Origin of the sequence: Bacillus sp. FSL R5-0709, from assembly GCF_038004785.1 — a bacterium.
GTDB lineage: Bacteria > Bacillota > Bacilli > Bacillales > Bacillaceae_G > Bacillus_A > Bacillus_A mycoides.
The window spans coordinates 4,448,256-4,463,387 of the sequence record NZ_JBBORT010000001.1 but is presented as its reverse complement, the minus strand read 5'-3'; the positions used below and the strand labels follow the sequence as shown (position 1 = coordinate 4,463,387).

The 15,132-nt window shown below is 35.8% G+C and carries 18 protein-coding genes and 2 pseudogenes; 14 read left to right on the top strand and 6 right to left on the bottom strand.

Annotated features, from left to right (window positions below; genetic code table 11):
- Window positions 1-42 precede the first annotated feature (42 nt).
- The 7 genes from MKX37_RS22890 (at window position 43) to MKX37_RS22860 (ending at window position 5,044) form a co-directional block, all read left to right on the top strand.
- Window positions 43-1,161: a nicotinate phosphoribosyltransferase gene (locus MKX37_RS22890; RefSeq protein WP_002015597.1), complete on the top strand. Its 1,119-nt coding sequence runs from the start codon at window positions 43-45 to the stop codon at window positions 1,159-1,161.
- A gap of 251 nt (window positions 1,162-1,412) precedes the next feature.
- Window positions 1,413-2,723 (top strand): UDP-N-acetylmuramate--L-alanine ligase, encoded by a 1,311-nt coding sequence (gene murC / locus MKX37_RS22885; RefSeq protein ID WP_002015598.1) that lies wholly within the window; start codon window positions 1,413-1,415, stop codon window positions 2,721-2,723.
- A gap of 172 nt (window positions 2,724-2,895) precedes the next feature.
- Window positions 2,896-3,444: a GNAT family N-acetyltransferase gene (locus MKX37_RS22880; RefSeq protein WP_078421856.1), complete on the top strand. Its 549-nt coding sequence runs from the start codon at window positions 2,896-2,898 to the stop codon at window positions 3,442-3,444.
- On the top strand, window positions 3,441-3,932 hold the full coding sequence (locus MKX37_RS22875; RefSeq protein WP_078421855.1) for a GNAT family N-acetyltransferase: 492 nt from the start codon (window positions 3,441-3,443) through the stop codon (window positions 3,930-3,932). Before MKX37_RS22880 ends, MKX37_RS22875 begins: the two co-directional genes overlap by 4 nt.
- 77 nt (window positions 3,933-4,009) lie before the next feature.
- The gene (locus tag MKX37_RS22870) at window positions 4,010-4,414 is read left to right on the top strand and encodes a PH domain-containing protein (protein ID WP_078203656.1); all 405 of its coding nucleotides are present in this window, start codon (window positions 4,010-4,012) and stop codon (window positions 4,412-4,414) included.
- The gene (locus tag MKX37_RS22865) at window positions 4,411-4,593 is read left to right on the top strand and encodes a hypothetical protein (protein WP_078175974.1); all 183 of its coding nucleotides are present in this window, start codon (window positions 4,411-4,413) and stop codon (window positions 4,591-4,593) included. Before MKX37_RS22870 ends, MKX37_RS22865 begins: the two co-directional genes overlap by 4 nt.
- A 16-nt stretch (window positions 4,594-4,609) precedes the next feature.
- Window positions 4,610-5,044, top strand: a complete 435-nt coding sequence (locus MKX37_RS22860; protein ID WP_002129451.1) for a hypothetical protein — start codon at window positions 4,610-4,612, stop codon at window positions 5,042-5,044.
- A gap of 37 nt (window positions 5,045-5,081) precedes the next feature.
- Here the strand turns inward: MKX37_RS22860 and MKX37_RS22855 are convergent, their stop codons facing one another.
- The gene (locus tag MKX37_RS22855) at window positions 5,082-6,197 is read right to left on the bottom strand and encodes an aminopeptidase (protein ID WP_002184819.1); all 1,116 of its coding nucleotides are present in this window, start codon (window positions 6,195-6,197) and stop codon (window positions 5,082-5,084) included.
- Window positions 6,198-6,384: 187 nt separating this feature from the next.
- Between MKX37_RS22855 and MKX37_RS22850 the strand changes: the two genes are divergently transcribed.
- The 5 genes and pseudogenes from MKX37_RS22850 to ccpA all read left to right on the top strand — a co-directional run bounded on the left by MKX37_RS22850 (window position 6,385) and on the right by ccpA (window position 10,277).
- Window positions 6,385-6,894 carry a DUF948 domain-containing protein gene (locus MKX37_RS22850; protein ID WP_050001013.1) on the top strand — a complete coding sequence of 170 codons (510 nt, stop codon included), beginning with the start codon at window positions 6,385-6,387 and terminating at the stop codon, window positions 6,892-6,894.
- Between the two features lie 2 nt (window positions 6,895-6,896).
- Window positions 6,897-7,223 carry a bacillithiol system redox-active protein YtxJ gene (gene ytxJ / locus MKX37_RS22845; RefSeq protein ID WP_002145356.1) on the top strand — a complete coding sequence of 109 codons (327 nt, stop codon included), beginning with the start codon at window positions 6,897-6,899 and terminating at the stop codon, window positions 7,221-7,223.
- 113 nt (window positions 7,224-7,336) lie between these two features.
- Entirely contained in the window at window positions 7,337-8,353 is a 1,017-nt protein-coding gene (locus tag MKX37_RS22840) for a CamS family sex pheromone protein (protein WP_002129446.1), read from the top strand.
- A gap of 170 nt (window positions 8,354-8,523) precedes the next feature.
- Window positions 8,524-9,003 (top strand): annotated as a pseudogene (locus MKX37_RS22835) (bifunctional 3-deoxy-7-phosphoheptulonate synthase/chorismate mutase); the annotation flags it as partial.
- 275 nt (window positions 9,004-9,278) lie between these two features.
- Window positions 9,279-10,277, top strand: coding sequence for a catabolite control protein A (gene ccpA / locus MKX37_RS22830; RefSeq protein WP_002034370.1), 999 nt, complete (start codon window positions 9,279-9,281; stop codon window positions 10,275-10,277).
- Between the two features lie 34 nt (window positions 10,278-10,311).
- On the opposite strand, the gene MKX37_RS22825 is transcribed toward ccpA, so the two are convergent.
- Together MKX37_RS22825 and MKX37_RS22820 are read right to left on the bottom strand one after the other, a co-directional pair.
- Window positions 10,312-10,674 (bottom strand): DUF4288 domain-containing protein, encoded by a 363-nt coding sequence (locus MKX37_RS22825; RefSeq protein ID WP_078421854.1) that lies wholly within the window; start codon window positions 10,672-10,674, stop codon window positions 10,312-10,314.
- A 15-nt stretch (window positions 10,675-10,689) separates the two neighbouring features.
- A pseudogene (locus MKX37_RS22820) lies at window positions 10,690-10,797 on the bottom strand (DUF3949 domain-containing protein); the annotation flags it as partial.
- Window positions 10,798-10,908: 111 nt separating this feature from the next.
- Here MKX37_RS22820 and MKX37_RS22815 point away from each other — a divergent pair.
- Window positions 10,909-11,181 carry a DUF3917 domain-containing protein gene (locus MKX37_RS22815; protein WP_002129437.1) on the top strand — a complete coding sequence of 91 codons (273 nt, stop codon included), beginning with the start codon at window positions 10,909-10,911 and terminating at the stop codon, window positions 11,179-11,181.
- Between the two features lie 50 nt (window positions 11,182-11,231).
- Here MKX37_RS22815 and mscL read toward each other — a convergent pair whose 3' ends face one another.
- The 3 genes from mscL to MKX37_RS22800 all read right to left on the bottom strand — a co-directional run bounded on the left by mscL (window position 11,232) and on the right by MKX37_RS22800 (window position 13,505).
- Window positions 11,232-11,633 (bottom strand): large-conductance mechanosensitive channel protein MscL, encoded by a 402-nt coding sequence (mscL, locus tag MKX37_RS22810; protein ID WP_002015591.1) that lies wholly within the window; start codon window positions 11,631-11,633, stop codon window positions 11,232-11,234.
- A gap of 128 nt (window positions 11,634-11,761) precedes the next feature.
- Entirely contained in the window at window positions 11,762-12,688 is a 927-nt protein-coding gene (locus MKX37_RS22805; protein ID WP_002129436.1) for a Gfo/Idh/MocA family protein, read from the bottom strand.
- Window positions 12,689-12,824: 136 nt separating this feature from the next.
- On the bottom strand, window positions 12,825-13,505 hold the full coding sequence (locus MKX37_RS22800; protein ID WP_002167563.1) for an ankyrin repeat domain-containing protein: 681 nt from the start codon (window positions 13,503-13,505) through the stop codon (window positions 12,825-12,827).
- 171 nt (window positions 13,506-13,676) lie between these two features.
- Here MKX37_RS22800 and MKX37_RS22795 point away from each other — a divergent pair, with 171 nt between their 5' ends.
- Window positions 13,677-15,131 carry a sensor histidine kinase gene (locus tag MKX37_RS22795; RefSeq protein WP_078421852.1) on the top strand — a complete coding sequence of 485 codons (1,455 nt, stop codon included), beginning with the start codon at window positions 13,677-13,679 and terminating at the stop codon, window positions 15,129-15,131.
- The last annotated feature ends 1 nt before the right edge of the window (window position 15,132 follow it).

Here is a 15,132-nt window from a genome sequence, read left to right as displayed (position 1 = left end):
CTAATAGAAAATGTTGGATAGTAAAGTAGGGAGTAAAGCGACATGAAAGAAATTGAATTAAAATTAAAAGGTGAAATAAATCGACTAACAAATAAAACATTTAAATTTGATGAACGTGTTGGAGAAGGCTGGTTCTCTGCCGTTTACTTTTTAAAAACTAGAGAAATCATTGAAGAATTTCGCCCGAAAAGCGTTGTAACAATGCAGTTTTTTCAAAAAGAACATGCAGTTCTTTGCGGAGCAGATGAGGTAATCGCATTGCTACAAACATTTGCCAAAAATCCTGAGGAATTAGAAATTCATTCTTTAAAGGATGGCGATAATATTAGTCCGTTTGAAACAGTTTTAACAATTCATGGTCCTTATGAATACTTCGGCTTTTTAGAAGGTGTAATTGATGGGATTTTAGCTCGTCGTACATCAGTTGCGACAAACGTATATAACGTTGTCCAAGCTGCACGTAGTGTAGATAAAGAAAAACCGGTTATTTTCATGGGAGATCGTGACGATCATTATACGCAACAAGCTGGTGACGGCTATGCGGCATACATCGGAGGTATGAGCGCGCAAGCGACGCATGCAATGAATGAATGGTGGGGCAGAAGTGGTATGGGGACGATGCCTCACGCTTTAATTCAAATGTTTAATGGTGATGTTGTTGAAGCTGCAAAGGCATATCATAAAAAATTCCCAGAAGATGAATTAGTCGTACTAATTGATTATAACAATGATGTCATCACAGATGCACTTCGCGTAGCGCGTGAATTTGGATCAACATTAAAAGGTGTACGTGTCGATACGTCTCGCACAATGATTGATCAATACTTCATTCGTCACCCAGAAGTACTTGGAACATTCGATCCACGTGGTGTAAATCCATCACTTGTATTTGCACTTCGTAAGGCTCTTGATGAGGAAGGGTTCCAACATGTAGATATCGTTGTAACTGGTGGGTTTGATGAGAAGCGTATTCGTGAATTTGAAGCTCAAAATGTTCCTGTCGATATATACGGAGTAGGAAGTAGCTTATTAAAAATGAATATTGGTTTTACTGGTGATAACGTAGAATTAAATGGAAAACCAGAAGCAAAAGCTGGTCGTAAATACCGTCCAAATTCACGTCTAGAGCGTGTTCAATTAGAAACAAAAGAAGATATGTAAAAGCGAGAAAAACTGATAGGTGATTGACCCTATCAGTTTTTCTGTTATCATAGTATAGCGGCTTGTTTTTTGCTATAATAAATGTGTTATGGACATAAAAGAAGTACGTACGAGTTTATCACTGATAAGTGAATATAAAAAGAAATTCACTGCATCAGAAATGTATGATGATTACCAAAATAAGAAAAGATTCATATACTGTCTTATAGATAGGCCGTTGTATTAGTTCGAAATGTTGGAGGTTCTTTAAGATGACAGTTTACCATTTTGTAGGAATTAAAGGAACAGGAATGAGTTCATTAGCACAAATTCTTCATGACATGAAGCATACTGTTCAAGGGTCTGATTATGAAAAGCGTTTCTTTACACAAACAGCATTGGAAAAGCGTGGTATTTCCATCCTTCCTTTTGATAAGAATAATATTAAAGAAGGACAAGTGATTATCGCAGGAAATGCATTTCCTGATACGCATGAAGAAATCGTAGCAGCAAAAGAATTAAATATCCCAGTACATCGTTACCATCACTTCTTAGGTGATCTTATGAATCAGTACACAAGTGTTGCTGTAACTGGTGCACATGGAAAAACATCAACAACTGGTTTGTTAGCCCATGTAATGCAAGGTGCACACCCAACATCATACCTTATTGGAGATGGAACGGGGCATGGGGTAGAAAATAGTAAGTATTTTGTATTTGAAGCTTGTGAGTATCGTCGTCATTTCTTGTCTTACTATCCAGACTATGCAATCATGACAAATATCGATTTCGATCACCCAGATTACTTTGCAGACATCAATGATGTATTTAATGCATTCCAAGAGATGGCATTGCAAGTGAAAAAAGGTATTATTGCATGTGGTGATGATGAAGAACTTCAAAAAGTTCAAGCGAAAGTACCTGTTATTTTCTATGGATTTGGAGAAGATAATGATTTCCAAGCACGTAACATTCAAAAGAGAACTGATGGTACTATATTCGATGTATTCGTTCGTAATACGTATTATGACACGTTCAAAATTACAGGATACGGCGATCACAGCGTATTAAATGCATTAGCAGTAATCGCGCTTTGCCATTATGAAAACGTTGATGTAGAAGCAGTTAAGCATCAGCTAACAACTTTTGAAGGCGTAAAACGTCGCTTTAATGAAAAGCCAATGGGAGAACAAGTTATCATTGATGACTATGCACACCATCCGACAGAAATTAATGCAACGATTGAAGCAGCACGTCAAAAACATCCAGAGCGTGAAGTTGTCGCTGTATTCCAACCACATACATTCTCACGTACAGAGAAATTTTTAGATGAGTTCGCGGAAAGCTTAAGTAAAGCTGACCAAGTATACTTATGTGATATTTTCGGATCAGCACGTGAAAACAAAGGTGAATTAACAATTGAAGATCTGCAAAAACGTATCGATGGCGCAGAACTAATTACAGATACAACAACGGATGTGTTAAAGAAACATAAAAACGGCGTTCTTATTTTCATGGGCGCAGGTGACATCCAAAAATTCGAAGCAGCTTACGTAAAAGAAGTTCAAGTTGCAGAGAAGTAAGAAAAAAGACGCATAGCTATGGCTGTGCGTCTTTTTTGTGCTGTTGTGGGTGTACAGCGTTGTCGAATCTAGTTGGTAAGCCGATATATTTCAAAAAACGTTGATATATTATGGTGCATTTCTTTAGTTTTAAATGTTAGAATAATAAGAAAACTAAAAGGAGCTAAAAAATATGTTCACACTTCGAGTAGATGACGAAATCGAACTACAACTATTAGAAAAACATCATAAAGAGGGACTATATGAATTAATAGATCAAAATCGTAATCATTTAAGAAGATGGCTTCCATGGGTAGATGGGACGAAATCAGCTGATGCGTATAATGAGATTTGTCCGATGTGGTTAAAGAAGTTTGCAGAGGGAGACGGTTTTGAAAGTGGCATACGTTATAAAGGAAAGCTCGTTGGGATGGTAGGCATTCATCCGGTAAGTTGGGGGAAGAAAGCGGCAAGTCTCGGATATTACCTTGCAGAAGATGCTGGTGGGACAGGTATTATGACGCGTAGCGTGAAAGCTGTACTTCACTATGCATTTGAGAATTTAAAATTAAATAAAATAGAAATTAGATGCGGTGTTGAAAACGTGAAAAGCCGAGCTATTCCAGAGCGTTTAGGTTTTAAGTTAGATGGTATTTTAAGAGATGAAGAATGGTTATATGATCATTTTCACGATATCGCTGTATATAGTTTACTAGCTTCAGAGTGGAAGGAGATTCGATGAACGAGAAGTTACGCATTATTCCGTATGAAAGTACGTTTCAAGATGAAGTAGTAGATCTTATCGTTCATATTCAGCGAAAAGAGTACAATGTCCCTATTACGAAAGAAGAGCAGCCGGACTTACTTGAAATAGAAACGTTCTATCAAAGGGACAACGGAAATTTTTGGGTAGCAACTTATGATGGGAAAGTAGTTGGAACGATAGCTTTATTAGATATTGGGAAGCATCAAGTAGCGCTAAGAAAAATGTTCGTGAAGAAAGAGTTCCGCGGAAAAGAATGGGGCGCATCATATACGCTACTTCAAACGGCAATTTCTTGGGCGAAAGAAAAGAACTTGAAAGACATTTATTTAGGAACAACAGTGAAATTTTTAGCAGCGCATCGCTTTTATGAAAAGAATAATTTCCAAAGTGTGAGTATAGAAGAGTTGCCAAAAAGTTTTCCAGTGCTAGAGGTAGATAAGAAATTTTATAGGTATACTGTTTAAAAAGGTCATTCATAAATGGCCTTTTTTTATGAACTAAAATGGAAATGATGGTATAATTTGGATTAGGGGGTGTGGGTATGAACTTTCCAATTCAGAGAAGTAAGTTAGGAATAATTTTCGTTAGTATAACGTTAGCTTTTATGGTGATATATCCAATAGTTATGTTCTTTACAAGAAAAGGGGATTGGGCTTCAGCTCTAATTGGGATGGGATTATGTTTTATTGTAAATGTCCCTCTCGTTTGGGAAATGTTCATTAAAAAACATAAAGTAGAAAATGGTATTTTAAAATACGGAATTTTAAATGACGACGTTGTATTAAAAGATATAAGAGTTATTCGTCAAGTTGGAAAATCATTTGAGATTACAACGAATGCATATAAAGTACATATGATTGCGATGCCGCAAGATCCGGATGAATTTTTGGCGCTTATCGCGAAAGAAAATCCATATGTGAAAATAGAAATGATAGGTAAGAAATGAAATATGTAAAACTTTTGTTTTGTTTGGAAATTTTGTTTGTGCTTGTTGGTTGCACTAGAGTATATATGAAATGGGATTTGCCCTTATATGTCCCAATATTAATAGGTACTATCGCAGTGACGCTTTTATTTTATTTTCATTTTCAGCAAACAAAAAGCGAGAAAAATAGCTCCATATAAAGTAGGGGGATTAGAAATGAAAAAGATCTATATGTTGTTTTTATTTCTGCTAACTGCATCCATTCTTTTAATAGGATGTAGTGCGAAGAAAGAGAAGTCTGATGTTAGTTTAGAAAAGGCACAAAAAATTGAAATTGAATCGCTTATTGATTCGAGTGATAAAAAAACAATTACCGATAAGAAAGAAATCACAAAGTTGTTTGAATCAATCAAAATGGATGAGTGGGAAATGGAATCGGCTCCTTTAGATACTCCGCAAGGGAAAACGTTTAAAATGTATCAAGAGGATACACCGAAATTATTGGATTCGGGTAAAGATAAAAAAGAGTTACATGAAATTGGTACTATGACAGTATATAAAGATGTCCCTTATGTCGAAGTTGAAATGAAAAATAAGAAAATGAGTTTTAAAGTGCCAGAAGATGTGGCGAAAGATTTATTACAATATTAATAAAAAGACGCTCGGAGAAAATTCCGAGCGTTTTTCATTATTTTAAGTTCTCTGGGTTTAAAGCTTCTAGTTCAGTTACAACGAAGCGTCCGTCTTTACGGATTAATACGTCGTCGAAGTAAATTTCACCGCCGCCGTATTCAGGGCGCTGAATGCATACTAAATCCCAGTGAATGTTAGAGTTGTTGCCGTTCCATGCATCATCATAAGCTTGTCCAGGTGTGAAGTGGAAGCTGCCATCGATTTTTTCATCGAATAGGATGTCTCCCATTGGATGTAAGATGTATGGGTTTACGCCGATTGCGAACTCACCAACGAAACGCGCGCCTTCGTCTGTATCGAAGATTTTGTTAATGCGCTCTGTATCATTTGCAGTTGCTTCAACGATTTGACCGTTCTCAAATTTAAGTTGTACATTTTCAAATGTATAACCGTTGTAAGGAGATGGTGTATTGTATGAAACTGTACCGTTAACAGAATCGCGAACTGGTGCAGAGTATACTTCACCATCTGGAATGTTTAAATGACCCGAGCATTTAATAGCTGGAATGTCTTTAATAGAGAATGTTAAGTCAGTTCCAGGGCCAGTTAAGCGAACCTTATCTGTTTTATTCATTAATGTAACAAGGCTATCCATCGCCTTATCCATTTTACCGTAGTCTAAGTTACAAACTTCGAAGTAGAAGTCTTCGAAAGCTTCTGTGCTCATTTTAGCAAGCTGCGCCATAGAAGCATTTGGGTAGCGAAGAACAACCCAGCGTGTTTTCGGAACACGGATGTCTCTATGAACTTTTTTGCCAATTGTTTGGCCGTGAACTTTCATACGTTCACTTGGAACGTCAGCTTGTTCGTTAATGTTATCACCAGAGCGAAGGCCGATATAAGCGTCCATATCTTTCATTACGCTCGCTTCATATGCAGCGATTTGTTCGAAATGTTCTTCAGTAGCACCCATTAATAAAGAGCGATCTACTTGATGATCTTTTAAAGAAACGAATGGGAAACCACCAGCTGCATATGCTTCTTTTACAAGTGCAGTTACAAGTTCTTTTTGTAAGCCAAAGTTTTCAATTAATACTTTTTCGCCTTTTTGTAAACGAATAGAGTAGTTAATTAAATTGTATGCTAACTTTTCAATGCGTGGATCTTTCATATGTAAAGCCTCCCTACTAATTATGTATCCTCTCCTATTGTAACCTACTTAGTGGAATTTGTTGAATCATTTATGTTAAAGTTAACGAATAAGTATGAAAATTCTAATGAAAAGATAGGGATTAGAATGAAACGGAAAATGATTGTATAATGGGAGAAAGTATGAAAAAGATAAAGGAAGTGATGAAATGCAAGTTCTTCTATATGTAAGTGCGGCTATTATCGCGGTTGCTTTCGCAGTATTAGTAGTGTATGTATGCAGAACGTTGTTATCGGTTCAGAAGACGTTAGAAAACGTTGCGAGCACGTTAGAAGGTTTAGAAAAGCAAATGCAAGGAATAAGCGTAGAGACGGAGCAATTATTACATAAGACAAATGCGTTAGCTGATGATATTCAACAGAAGTCACAGTCGCTAAATAAAGTAGTAGAAGGTGTGGATGGAATCGGAACGACGATCCACTCTTTAAATACGAAGCTTCGCAACGTTTCAGAGTCTGTTACGGACGAAATTGAAAATAATGCAGATAAAGTGGCACAAGTTGTACAGTGGAGCAGTGCAGCAATTGAAGTATACAACCATTACCGTACTACGAGACAAGAGAAAAAGGTTGAAAAAGAAGAGCGTAAACTTGAGAGAGCTGAGCAGAAGGCTGAAAAGAGAGAGAAGCGCTCTAGACTTCGCATGAGAGGTGAGTAACGATGAGTATGATGAAGATTGAAACGATTGAAGAACTTGAAGCGTTAGTAGAAAAGAACGAGCCTTACGTTCTTTTTAAGCATAGTACGACATGCCCAATTAGTCACGGTGCATATACTGAGTTTCAAGCGTATTGCGGTGAAGAAAGAGAAGTGCCAGCATATTACTTATACGTACAAGATGCGAGAGATGTTTCGAACCATGTTGCAGAGCAGTACAGCATTAAGCATGAATCTCCGCAAGTGTTATACATAAAAGATGGAATGGTAGTATGGCATACATCGCACTGGAATATTAAAAAAGAAGCTTTAGAAGAGAATGTAAAATAGGGAGAGGCAAGCGAAGGGCTTGCTTCTTTTTTATTTTGTTGCAATATATTTAGTGGTACACTAGAGATACTTTAAAACTAAGTAAATTGACTTTTGAAAGTGGGTTTTAAGCAATGAAGAAAATGGCATTATGCATCGCAAGCTTAAGTTTATTACTGGGGGCTTGCAGCAATAATACTATTGAGAAGAAGGATGAAGTTGTACAGAAAGATACGAAAGAAAAAAGTATGATTCCAAGAACTGCTGTTTCTAAGGATTACTATAGAACTGTTATTCCTTTAAAAGAACAAAAGGTAATTAATACAGTTAATGTTAAAACTAATTCTAAACTAGATTTAGCAGAATATGAAAATGGTTTAATGGATATTGCTTCAAAACAATTCGATACAGAAAATTACGTATTACAATTAAATCAATATATTCCAGAGAAAACAATTGATGAATTAGTTACGAAACAAGAAGTACCAGTTTTGACTAATATTATAGAACAGGACTACTTCGGCAAACAAAATTCAAATGAACTAAGCTTATCTGGCGTTGTTATTGGTTTATCTATGTCTTCAAGTGTATCTAATGAGGAAGCTATTTCTAAAGGTACTGAAGTCGCTAAGGGGCTTATAGAAGCTATTAATAAAAATGATAAATATAACAAATCTCCAATTACGTTTGCTATATTTAAGCAAGAAAGTACAAGTTCTTTAAAGAATGGTACTTATATTTCAAGCGCTACTGTTCAAAAGAACGAGACTAATCTTGGAAATTGGGATACTATTGATGAAAAGTCGTATTCGTATCCTTCTCAAGAATTTGAGGGGGCACATGGAGAAGATAATGATAAGCTAAAGGATTTTTCTAAAGCAATGAAGGCATTTTCTCCAGGAGATTATATCCCTGTTAATGCTAAGATTTCTTATAAGCAAAATAAGATGGATAAATTAAAGATGGATATTGTCGTTAAATATAACGGTAAGTCAGAATTAATGGCACTCTCTCAAACGGCTGCTCAAAGTATGTTAGAACAATTTCCTAAAGATGCTAAAGTTCAATTACAAATAAAGTCCGAGAATAAAATCGAGGCTGTTATTATAAAAGAGAAGAACAGCGATAAACCGTTTGTTTCTTTCTTATAATGAAAAGACAGTTTTTAAGCTGAGGCTACTGAAAAAGTGAATACTTCGAGAAAAACCTTTCGAATTTCCTAAAGATGTTGAAAGAAGAAAGGAGGTCATTACCTGTACATAGTAGAGAATGACCTCTTTTTTCTTATGAAATAGACTCTTTCAGTGCCTTCTTTAAAGTGTCAGATTATGTTGATGTTATTCAAATTGGCGCTCGCAATATACAAAACTTTGAACTGTTAAAGGCAGCTGGTGCTGTAAATAAACCAATATTATTAAAGCGTGGTTTATCAGCAACAATTGAAGAATTTATTAATGCAGCAGAATATAGTATGGCAGAGGGGAATGGTACTATCATTTTATGTGAGCGTGGTATTCGCACATATGAAACAGCAACGCGTAATACGCTTGATATTTCCGCTGTGCCAATTTAAAAGAAAGAAACACATTTACCTGTTGTTGTCGATGTAACGCATTCTACAGGGCGACGTGGCCTTCTATTACCGTTTGCAAAAGCGGCTATGGCAATTGGTGCTTTTGCTATTATGGCTGAAGTACATCCAGACCCAGTAGTTGCATTATCAGATGAAGCGTAGCAAATGGACATTCCAGAATTCAATGAGTTTATGAAAGAATTAAAAGCATTCGGAAGTAAATTATAAAAAGATTTCTTAGTCTATGTAGGCTTGTTACATAGCTTTTTTACAAAAATTGACCTTTTTTGCATAAAAAATACGAAAATACGAGAAAAGAAGCGAATTTTTTCGAAACTTTTGCGGGAAAATATTGTATGACCCTGTGTTTTTAGCGTATCATTAGTAAAAGGAAGAACTCGGGACGATTGTTGGCATCTGCAAATAGAGTTGATGTCTTTTTTTCATTCAAGTGAACCGATACATAAAAATAGATAACATAAATAGAAGGAGTGTGCGAAGAGATGAACGTAACAATCTATGATGTAGCGCGTGAAGCAAATGTTTCAATGGCTACCGTATCACGCGTTGTGAATGGTAACCCAAATGTAAAGCCTACAACAAGAAAGAAAGTATTAGAAGCAATTGATCGTTTAGGATACCGCCCGAATGCGGTAGCACGTGGACTAGCAAGTAAGAAGACAACTACAGTGGGTGTTATTATTCCTGATATCTCAAATACGTTTTATGCAGAACTTGCTCGTGGAATTGAAGATATCGCAACAATGTACAAATATAACATCATTTTAAGTAACTCTGACCAGAACAAAGAGAAAGAGTTCCACTTATTAAATACGATGCTTGGGAAACAAGTGGACGGGATTGTTTTCATGGGTGAAGATATTACAGATATTCACGTTGAAGAGTTCAAAAAATCTCCAGTACCAATTGTATTAGCAGCGTCATTTGATGAACAAAATGAAACGTCATCAGTAAATATTGATTATACACAAGCAGCTTACGATGCAATGAAGCATTTTATTGAGCAAGGACATAAACGTATCGGTTTCGTCTCTGGTCCTTTCATTAATAAAGCAGGAAGCGCGAAGAAGTTACAAGGTTATAAAAAAGCTTTAGAAGAAGCAGGTATTTCATATGATGAAAATCTTATAATTGATGGAGATTACACATATGATTCAGGTATAGAAGCGTTTGAAAGACTTTGGGGCATGGATGAAAAACCAACAGCAATCTTCGTATCTTCTGATGAAATGGCACTAGGTGTAATCCACGCAGCACAAGACGCGGGATTAAACGTACCAACGGATATCGAAGTGCTTGGTTTTGACAACACACGTCTTGCATTAATGGTTCGTCCGCAACTTTCGACAGTTGTACAACCAATGTATGATATCGGTGCAGTAGCAATGCGTCTACTAACGAAATATATGAACAAAGAAAAAGTAGAAGATCACTCAGTTATCTTACCTCACCGTATCCAATTTAGAGATTCAACGAAGTAAGAATAAGAGAGCTCACAGCGATAGCTGTGAGCTTTTATTCATATTCAGGATAATGGTGTTTAATTACTGTATCTACACTTTCAGTTTTCTTAACATGTAAAAAGCGTGCATATAATTCTTTTCCTGTCTCAAATGGTGTGTCATCTAATTCGAAAACATGCAACACTTTTCTAAACGTCCATGTTACTTGCTCACCGTACATATTATCGTACGTATCTTCAGACTGTAGAGCTATCTTTTCACCTAGCTCATGAGCTTCCTCTAAACTGTTCGCCTTAACGAGAATGATACTTTCTTCAAAAAGTGTATCGTGATTCTCTTCATAATGTTCATCAATTTTACTAGGATTAGGCTCACCTGAATGGACAGATTCAAATAATAATTTTACAGCATACACATGAGATCAGTCTCCTTATGCTGAATGTTTTACTTTATAAACAATACTCGCGATAAGTGAAGCGGGTATTGTAAATACGTTGCTTTGATAATGGTAATATATTTGGGATTCTTTATAAGACATTCGCTACAGTTGGGGTTATTCCTTGTTATATGTCACACAAGTGCAAATTTAACTATTATAGGGCAATGTCATGTATAATAGAAAGAAAAGGCTTGTGAGGGGGGAGAAGAGATGATCGTTCTTTGGATAATTACGCTTTGCATGACTGCTATTTTTGCATATATGACGTTAAAACAAAATGGCTTAAAGCGATTTGTTCCAGGAAGTATTCTTGCAGGAATCGCCCTTATCACGTATGTAATTTCTATTTTTATTGAAAGTGTATCAGTGGACATGAGCACAAGTTTAATGTTCATGGGTATTACACTATTTGCAGGTAGCATTATGGTACTTATGGTTGCAGGTATTATTGCATTTATTCATATGAATTCGGAAACGTTATAGCATATAAAAAAAGGCATGTCCCGAGGGGGCATGCCTTTTTATCCGTTCAATTATGCTCTATCTTTAGAAGAGTTTTGTTGTTTTAGTAAGTCGCGAATTTCGCCAAGAATTTCTTCTTCTTTTGTTGGTTCTGGAAGTTCTTCTTTCTTTTCTTCTTCTTCTCTTTTAGATGTTAGTTTGTTGAAAACTTTAACAAACATAAAGATAGCAGCTGCAATAATTAAGAAATCAAAAATAGTTTGGATGAAGTTACCATACATAATAGATGATTTACCGAATGTAAGTTTTAAATCTGTAAAGTTAACGCCGCCCAGTACCATACCAAGTAATGGTGTGATGATATCTTTAACTAAAGAACTAACGATTTTACCGAATGCAGCACCGATTACAACCCCGACAGCTAAATCGATTACATTCCCTTTGAATGCGAATTTTTTAAACTCGTTCCACATGTGTTAATCCCATCCTTTCCACGATTCAATATGAAATTTATAATTCCTATCAACATATTCTATAGAAATTTGTGATAGAAATAAAGAGGAAATGGGAATGAAAGTAAATTCTGAAAAATGTATCCGTTTTAATTTTTGCTTACAGCTTGCAGTAGAGATTGGAGCATTTGTTGAGATTTTAATCCTTCTAATCCATCTACAATAGGCTGTGTATCACCTTGTACACATTGGATAAAATGATGAACAGCATCTTCAAATCCGCGCTGCTTTAACGTTGTCTCCCATGATGGTGAACCACTTTGTGAAACGGAGTTTTCTTGCTCAATTTCAAATGTGTTCATATTTTTTACGCGAATGATTTTACCTGCCGTTACAAGTTCAATTTGTTCTAAATTTGTACCTGCATGGCGGTGCATCGCCGTAGAAAGTAAAAGTCCATTTGCAGTTGTATATGTATGATGTCCGTAAAGAAGTTCGTTCTTTTCATTGATTTGCATCATATTATGAACGATGTTAAGGTCATCGTTAGCTAACCAGCGAGCAGTATCTACAATATGTAAGTAATCATCTAACATAGTAAAGTCATACGTATATGGCCCCACCTTATTTGTGCGGTGCTTTTCAATTCGAATCCATGAAGTATCATTAGCTTGCTCTTTGGCAGTAACGTACATAGGAACGAAACGGCGATTAAATCCCACCATTAACTTTCGATTATACTTTTCACTCATTTCAACTAGCTTCTCTGCTTGCTCAGTAGTAGCAGCTAGCGGCTTATCAACATAAACATCGATTCCTTTTTTCAGAAGTTCAGAAACGATTTCATAATGTGTAGCAGTTGAACTATGAACGAAAGCCGCATCACATTCTGAAGCGAGTGCCTGAAGGTTAGCGAAATCTTGAATACGATATTGCTCGCAAATTTGTTTTCTTTTATTAACATTAGGTGTAAACGCTCCCACAAAAGTCCAATCAGTTTCCTTTGTCAGTGTTGGAAGGTAAGCCTTTTGTGCAATACTACCTAATCCAATCATTCCAATACGAGGTTTGCTCATGTTTTTTTCCCACCCTATTATAAATATATAAGTTGTCTAGCTGTATAGCTATGTGACGAAATAACTGTAGCATAGACTGGGGAGAATGGCAAAAAATAGATTTAAAAATGATACGTTTTTTATAGGAAATGAGCTTTTATTTATTTGTCGCTAACAAAATCTTCTCTATCTCTTCAAAGTTATGAACACGGGCATGCTCTAGCGGGGTAACACCATCGTTGTCGGGAATATTTACATCTGCACCGTGCTCAATAAGAAGCTGAATGACTTGTTGCTGTGTTTCGTTTCCATTACTTAGTACGATGGCTTCCATTAAAGCGGTCCACCCGAGATTATTTACATGGTTAACATCAATAGTTGTTCGCGTAAGGAGTTCTTTAATAACATCAATATAGCCATGTTCTGAGGCGGGGATAAGAGCTGTTCCGCCGTAACGATTTGTAAGCGATGGATCTGCACCGGCATCAATCGTTAGTTTTAAAATATCAAAGTAACCTTCTGCACCGGCGTATAGAAAGGGATTGTTTTTCATATCGTCTTGGATATTTACGTCAGCCCCTGCTTCAATAAGCACTTTTGCAGTTTTTACATCATTTTTGTATGTAGCAATCATAAGAGAAGTACGTCCTTTATTGTCCGTTATATTTATGTCAGCCCCTTTTTTGAGTAATGATATAACAGTATTCGTTTCTTGTTTCTCAGTAGCTGTTAGTAGTGCTGTCTCCATGTTTGTCATCTCCTTTTTAACTTCTTGTTCTTGTGAGCATCCTTGTAAAAAAATTACGCAACATATCATGCTTAATGTTTTTTTGAACATGGAATTTCAACCTCCTTTTGCAAGCAATTCGGTATCCTAATTTAAACTGTAAAATAGGAACATTAAATTTTTATAAACTGGTGCTAAAATTACTATAAAATCGCTTGAGTATTTGAACATATATTTTTATGCTTATGAATAACAAGGTTTGTTAAAGTGAGGATGTAAGATATGTCTATTAAAACAAGATTTTTATTTTCTTATATCGCTGTTATTCTCGTTTCCATCACGCTCATATTAGTCGCGGGATTTTTAATTGTTTTTTCCATAACAGGAGACTTGGAATCAGTGAAAAATTTCTATAAAAGTTCCTATATTCAAAAGCCGCTTACGCCAGAAGAAGAGAATACGTATATTGAATTGAAATTAGCGGCAAAGAAAAATCAATCACAACTATTAGATGAATCGTTCGTTTCATCACTTGAAAAAGAAGGTGTGAAAATAGTTGTAAGAAAGGGAGAAACCATTTCTTATGCTACAAAAATATTTGAAGGTGTATCTTTAAAAGAAGCCATTCCGAAATTTGAATCAGCAAATATTAATAGTCGTGGTACAACGGAACTAGGCGATACATTTTATCGATATGTAAAATTTGATTTTTATTTTCCCGGAGATGAAGAAGGGAGTATATTTGTACTAAAAAGGCAGAGTTCATTTGTCGATCTTACACAAAAATTATTTCCAATTTTGTTCGGATCGCTTTTACTGTTAGCCATTTTACTCATAGGGTTATTAAGTTATTTCGTCTCAAGAAGTGTGATAAAACCAATTTTTGTATTGAAAGATGCGACTGGGAGAATTAAAGAAGGGGATTTAGATTTTCAAATTCCAGTTACATCCTATGATGAGATTGGGCGATTAAATCAAGGGTTTGAGGAAATGAGGAAGAGATTAAAAGAGTCGATAGAGATGCAAACACAGTATGAAGAAAATCGAAAAGAACTCATTTCAAACATATCTCATGATTTAAAAACACCGATTACATCTATTATTGGATATGTAGAAGGCATAAAAGATGGAGTCGCAAATACGCCAGAAAAAATGGATAAGTATTTAACGACCATTCATACGAAGGCAAAACATATGGATACACTCATTGATGAGCTCTTTTTGTTTTCAAAGCTTGATTTGAATCGAGTTCCCTTTCAGTTTGAAACGATAGAGTTAAACGTGTTTATGCAGGAATTATTAGAAGAGATGCAGATGGATTTAAGTGAGGAAGGTATAGAAGTTTACTTACAATTACAATCATCACCACTATATGTAACGGCTGATTGCGAAAAGATAAATAGAGTTATATCAAATTTGATTCATAATAGTGTGAAATACATGGATAAAGAAGAGAAGAAAATTACTGTAACAGTATTGAGTGATAACAATAAAGTTATTGTGAAAGTGATGGACAATGGGTCAGGTATAGAAGCTGATACGCTGCCGTATATATTTGAGCGGTTTTATCGTGCAGAGCAATCGCGAAATTCTAGCACAGGTGGAAGTGGACTTGGCTTAGCGATAGCGAAGCAAATTGTTGAAGAACATGGCGGGGAAATTTGGGCGGAAAGTAAGCTTGGGGAAGGTACAAGTATTTTCTTCTCATTGAAAAAAGTACAGGAATGTGGTGAGTAGA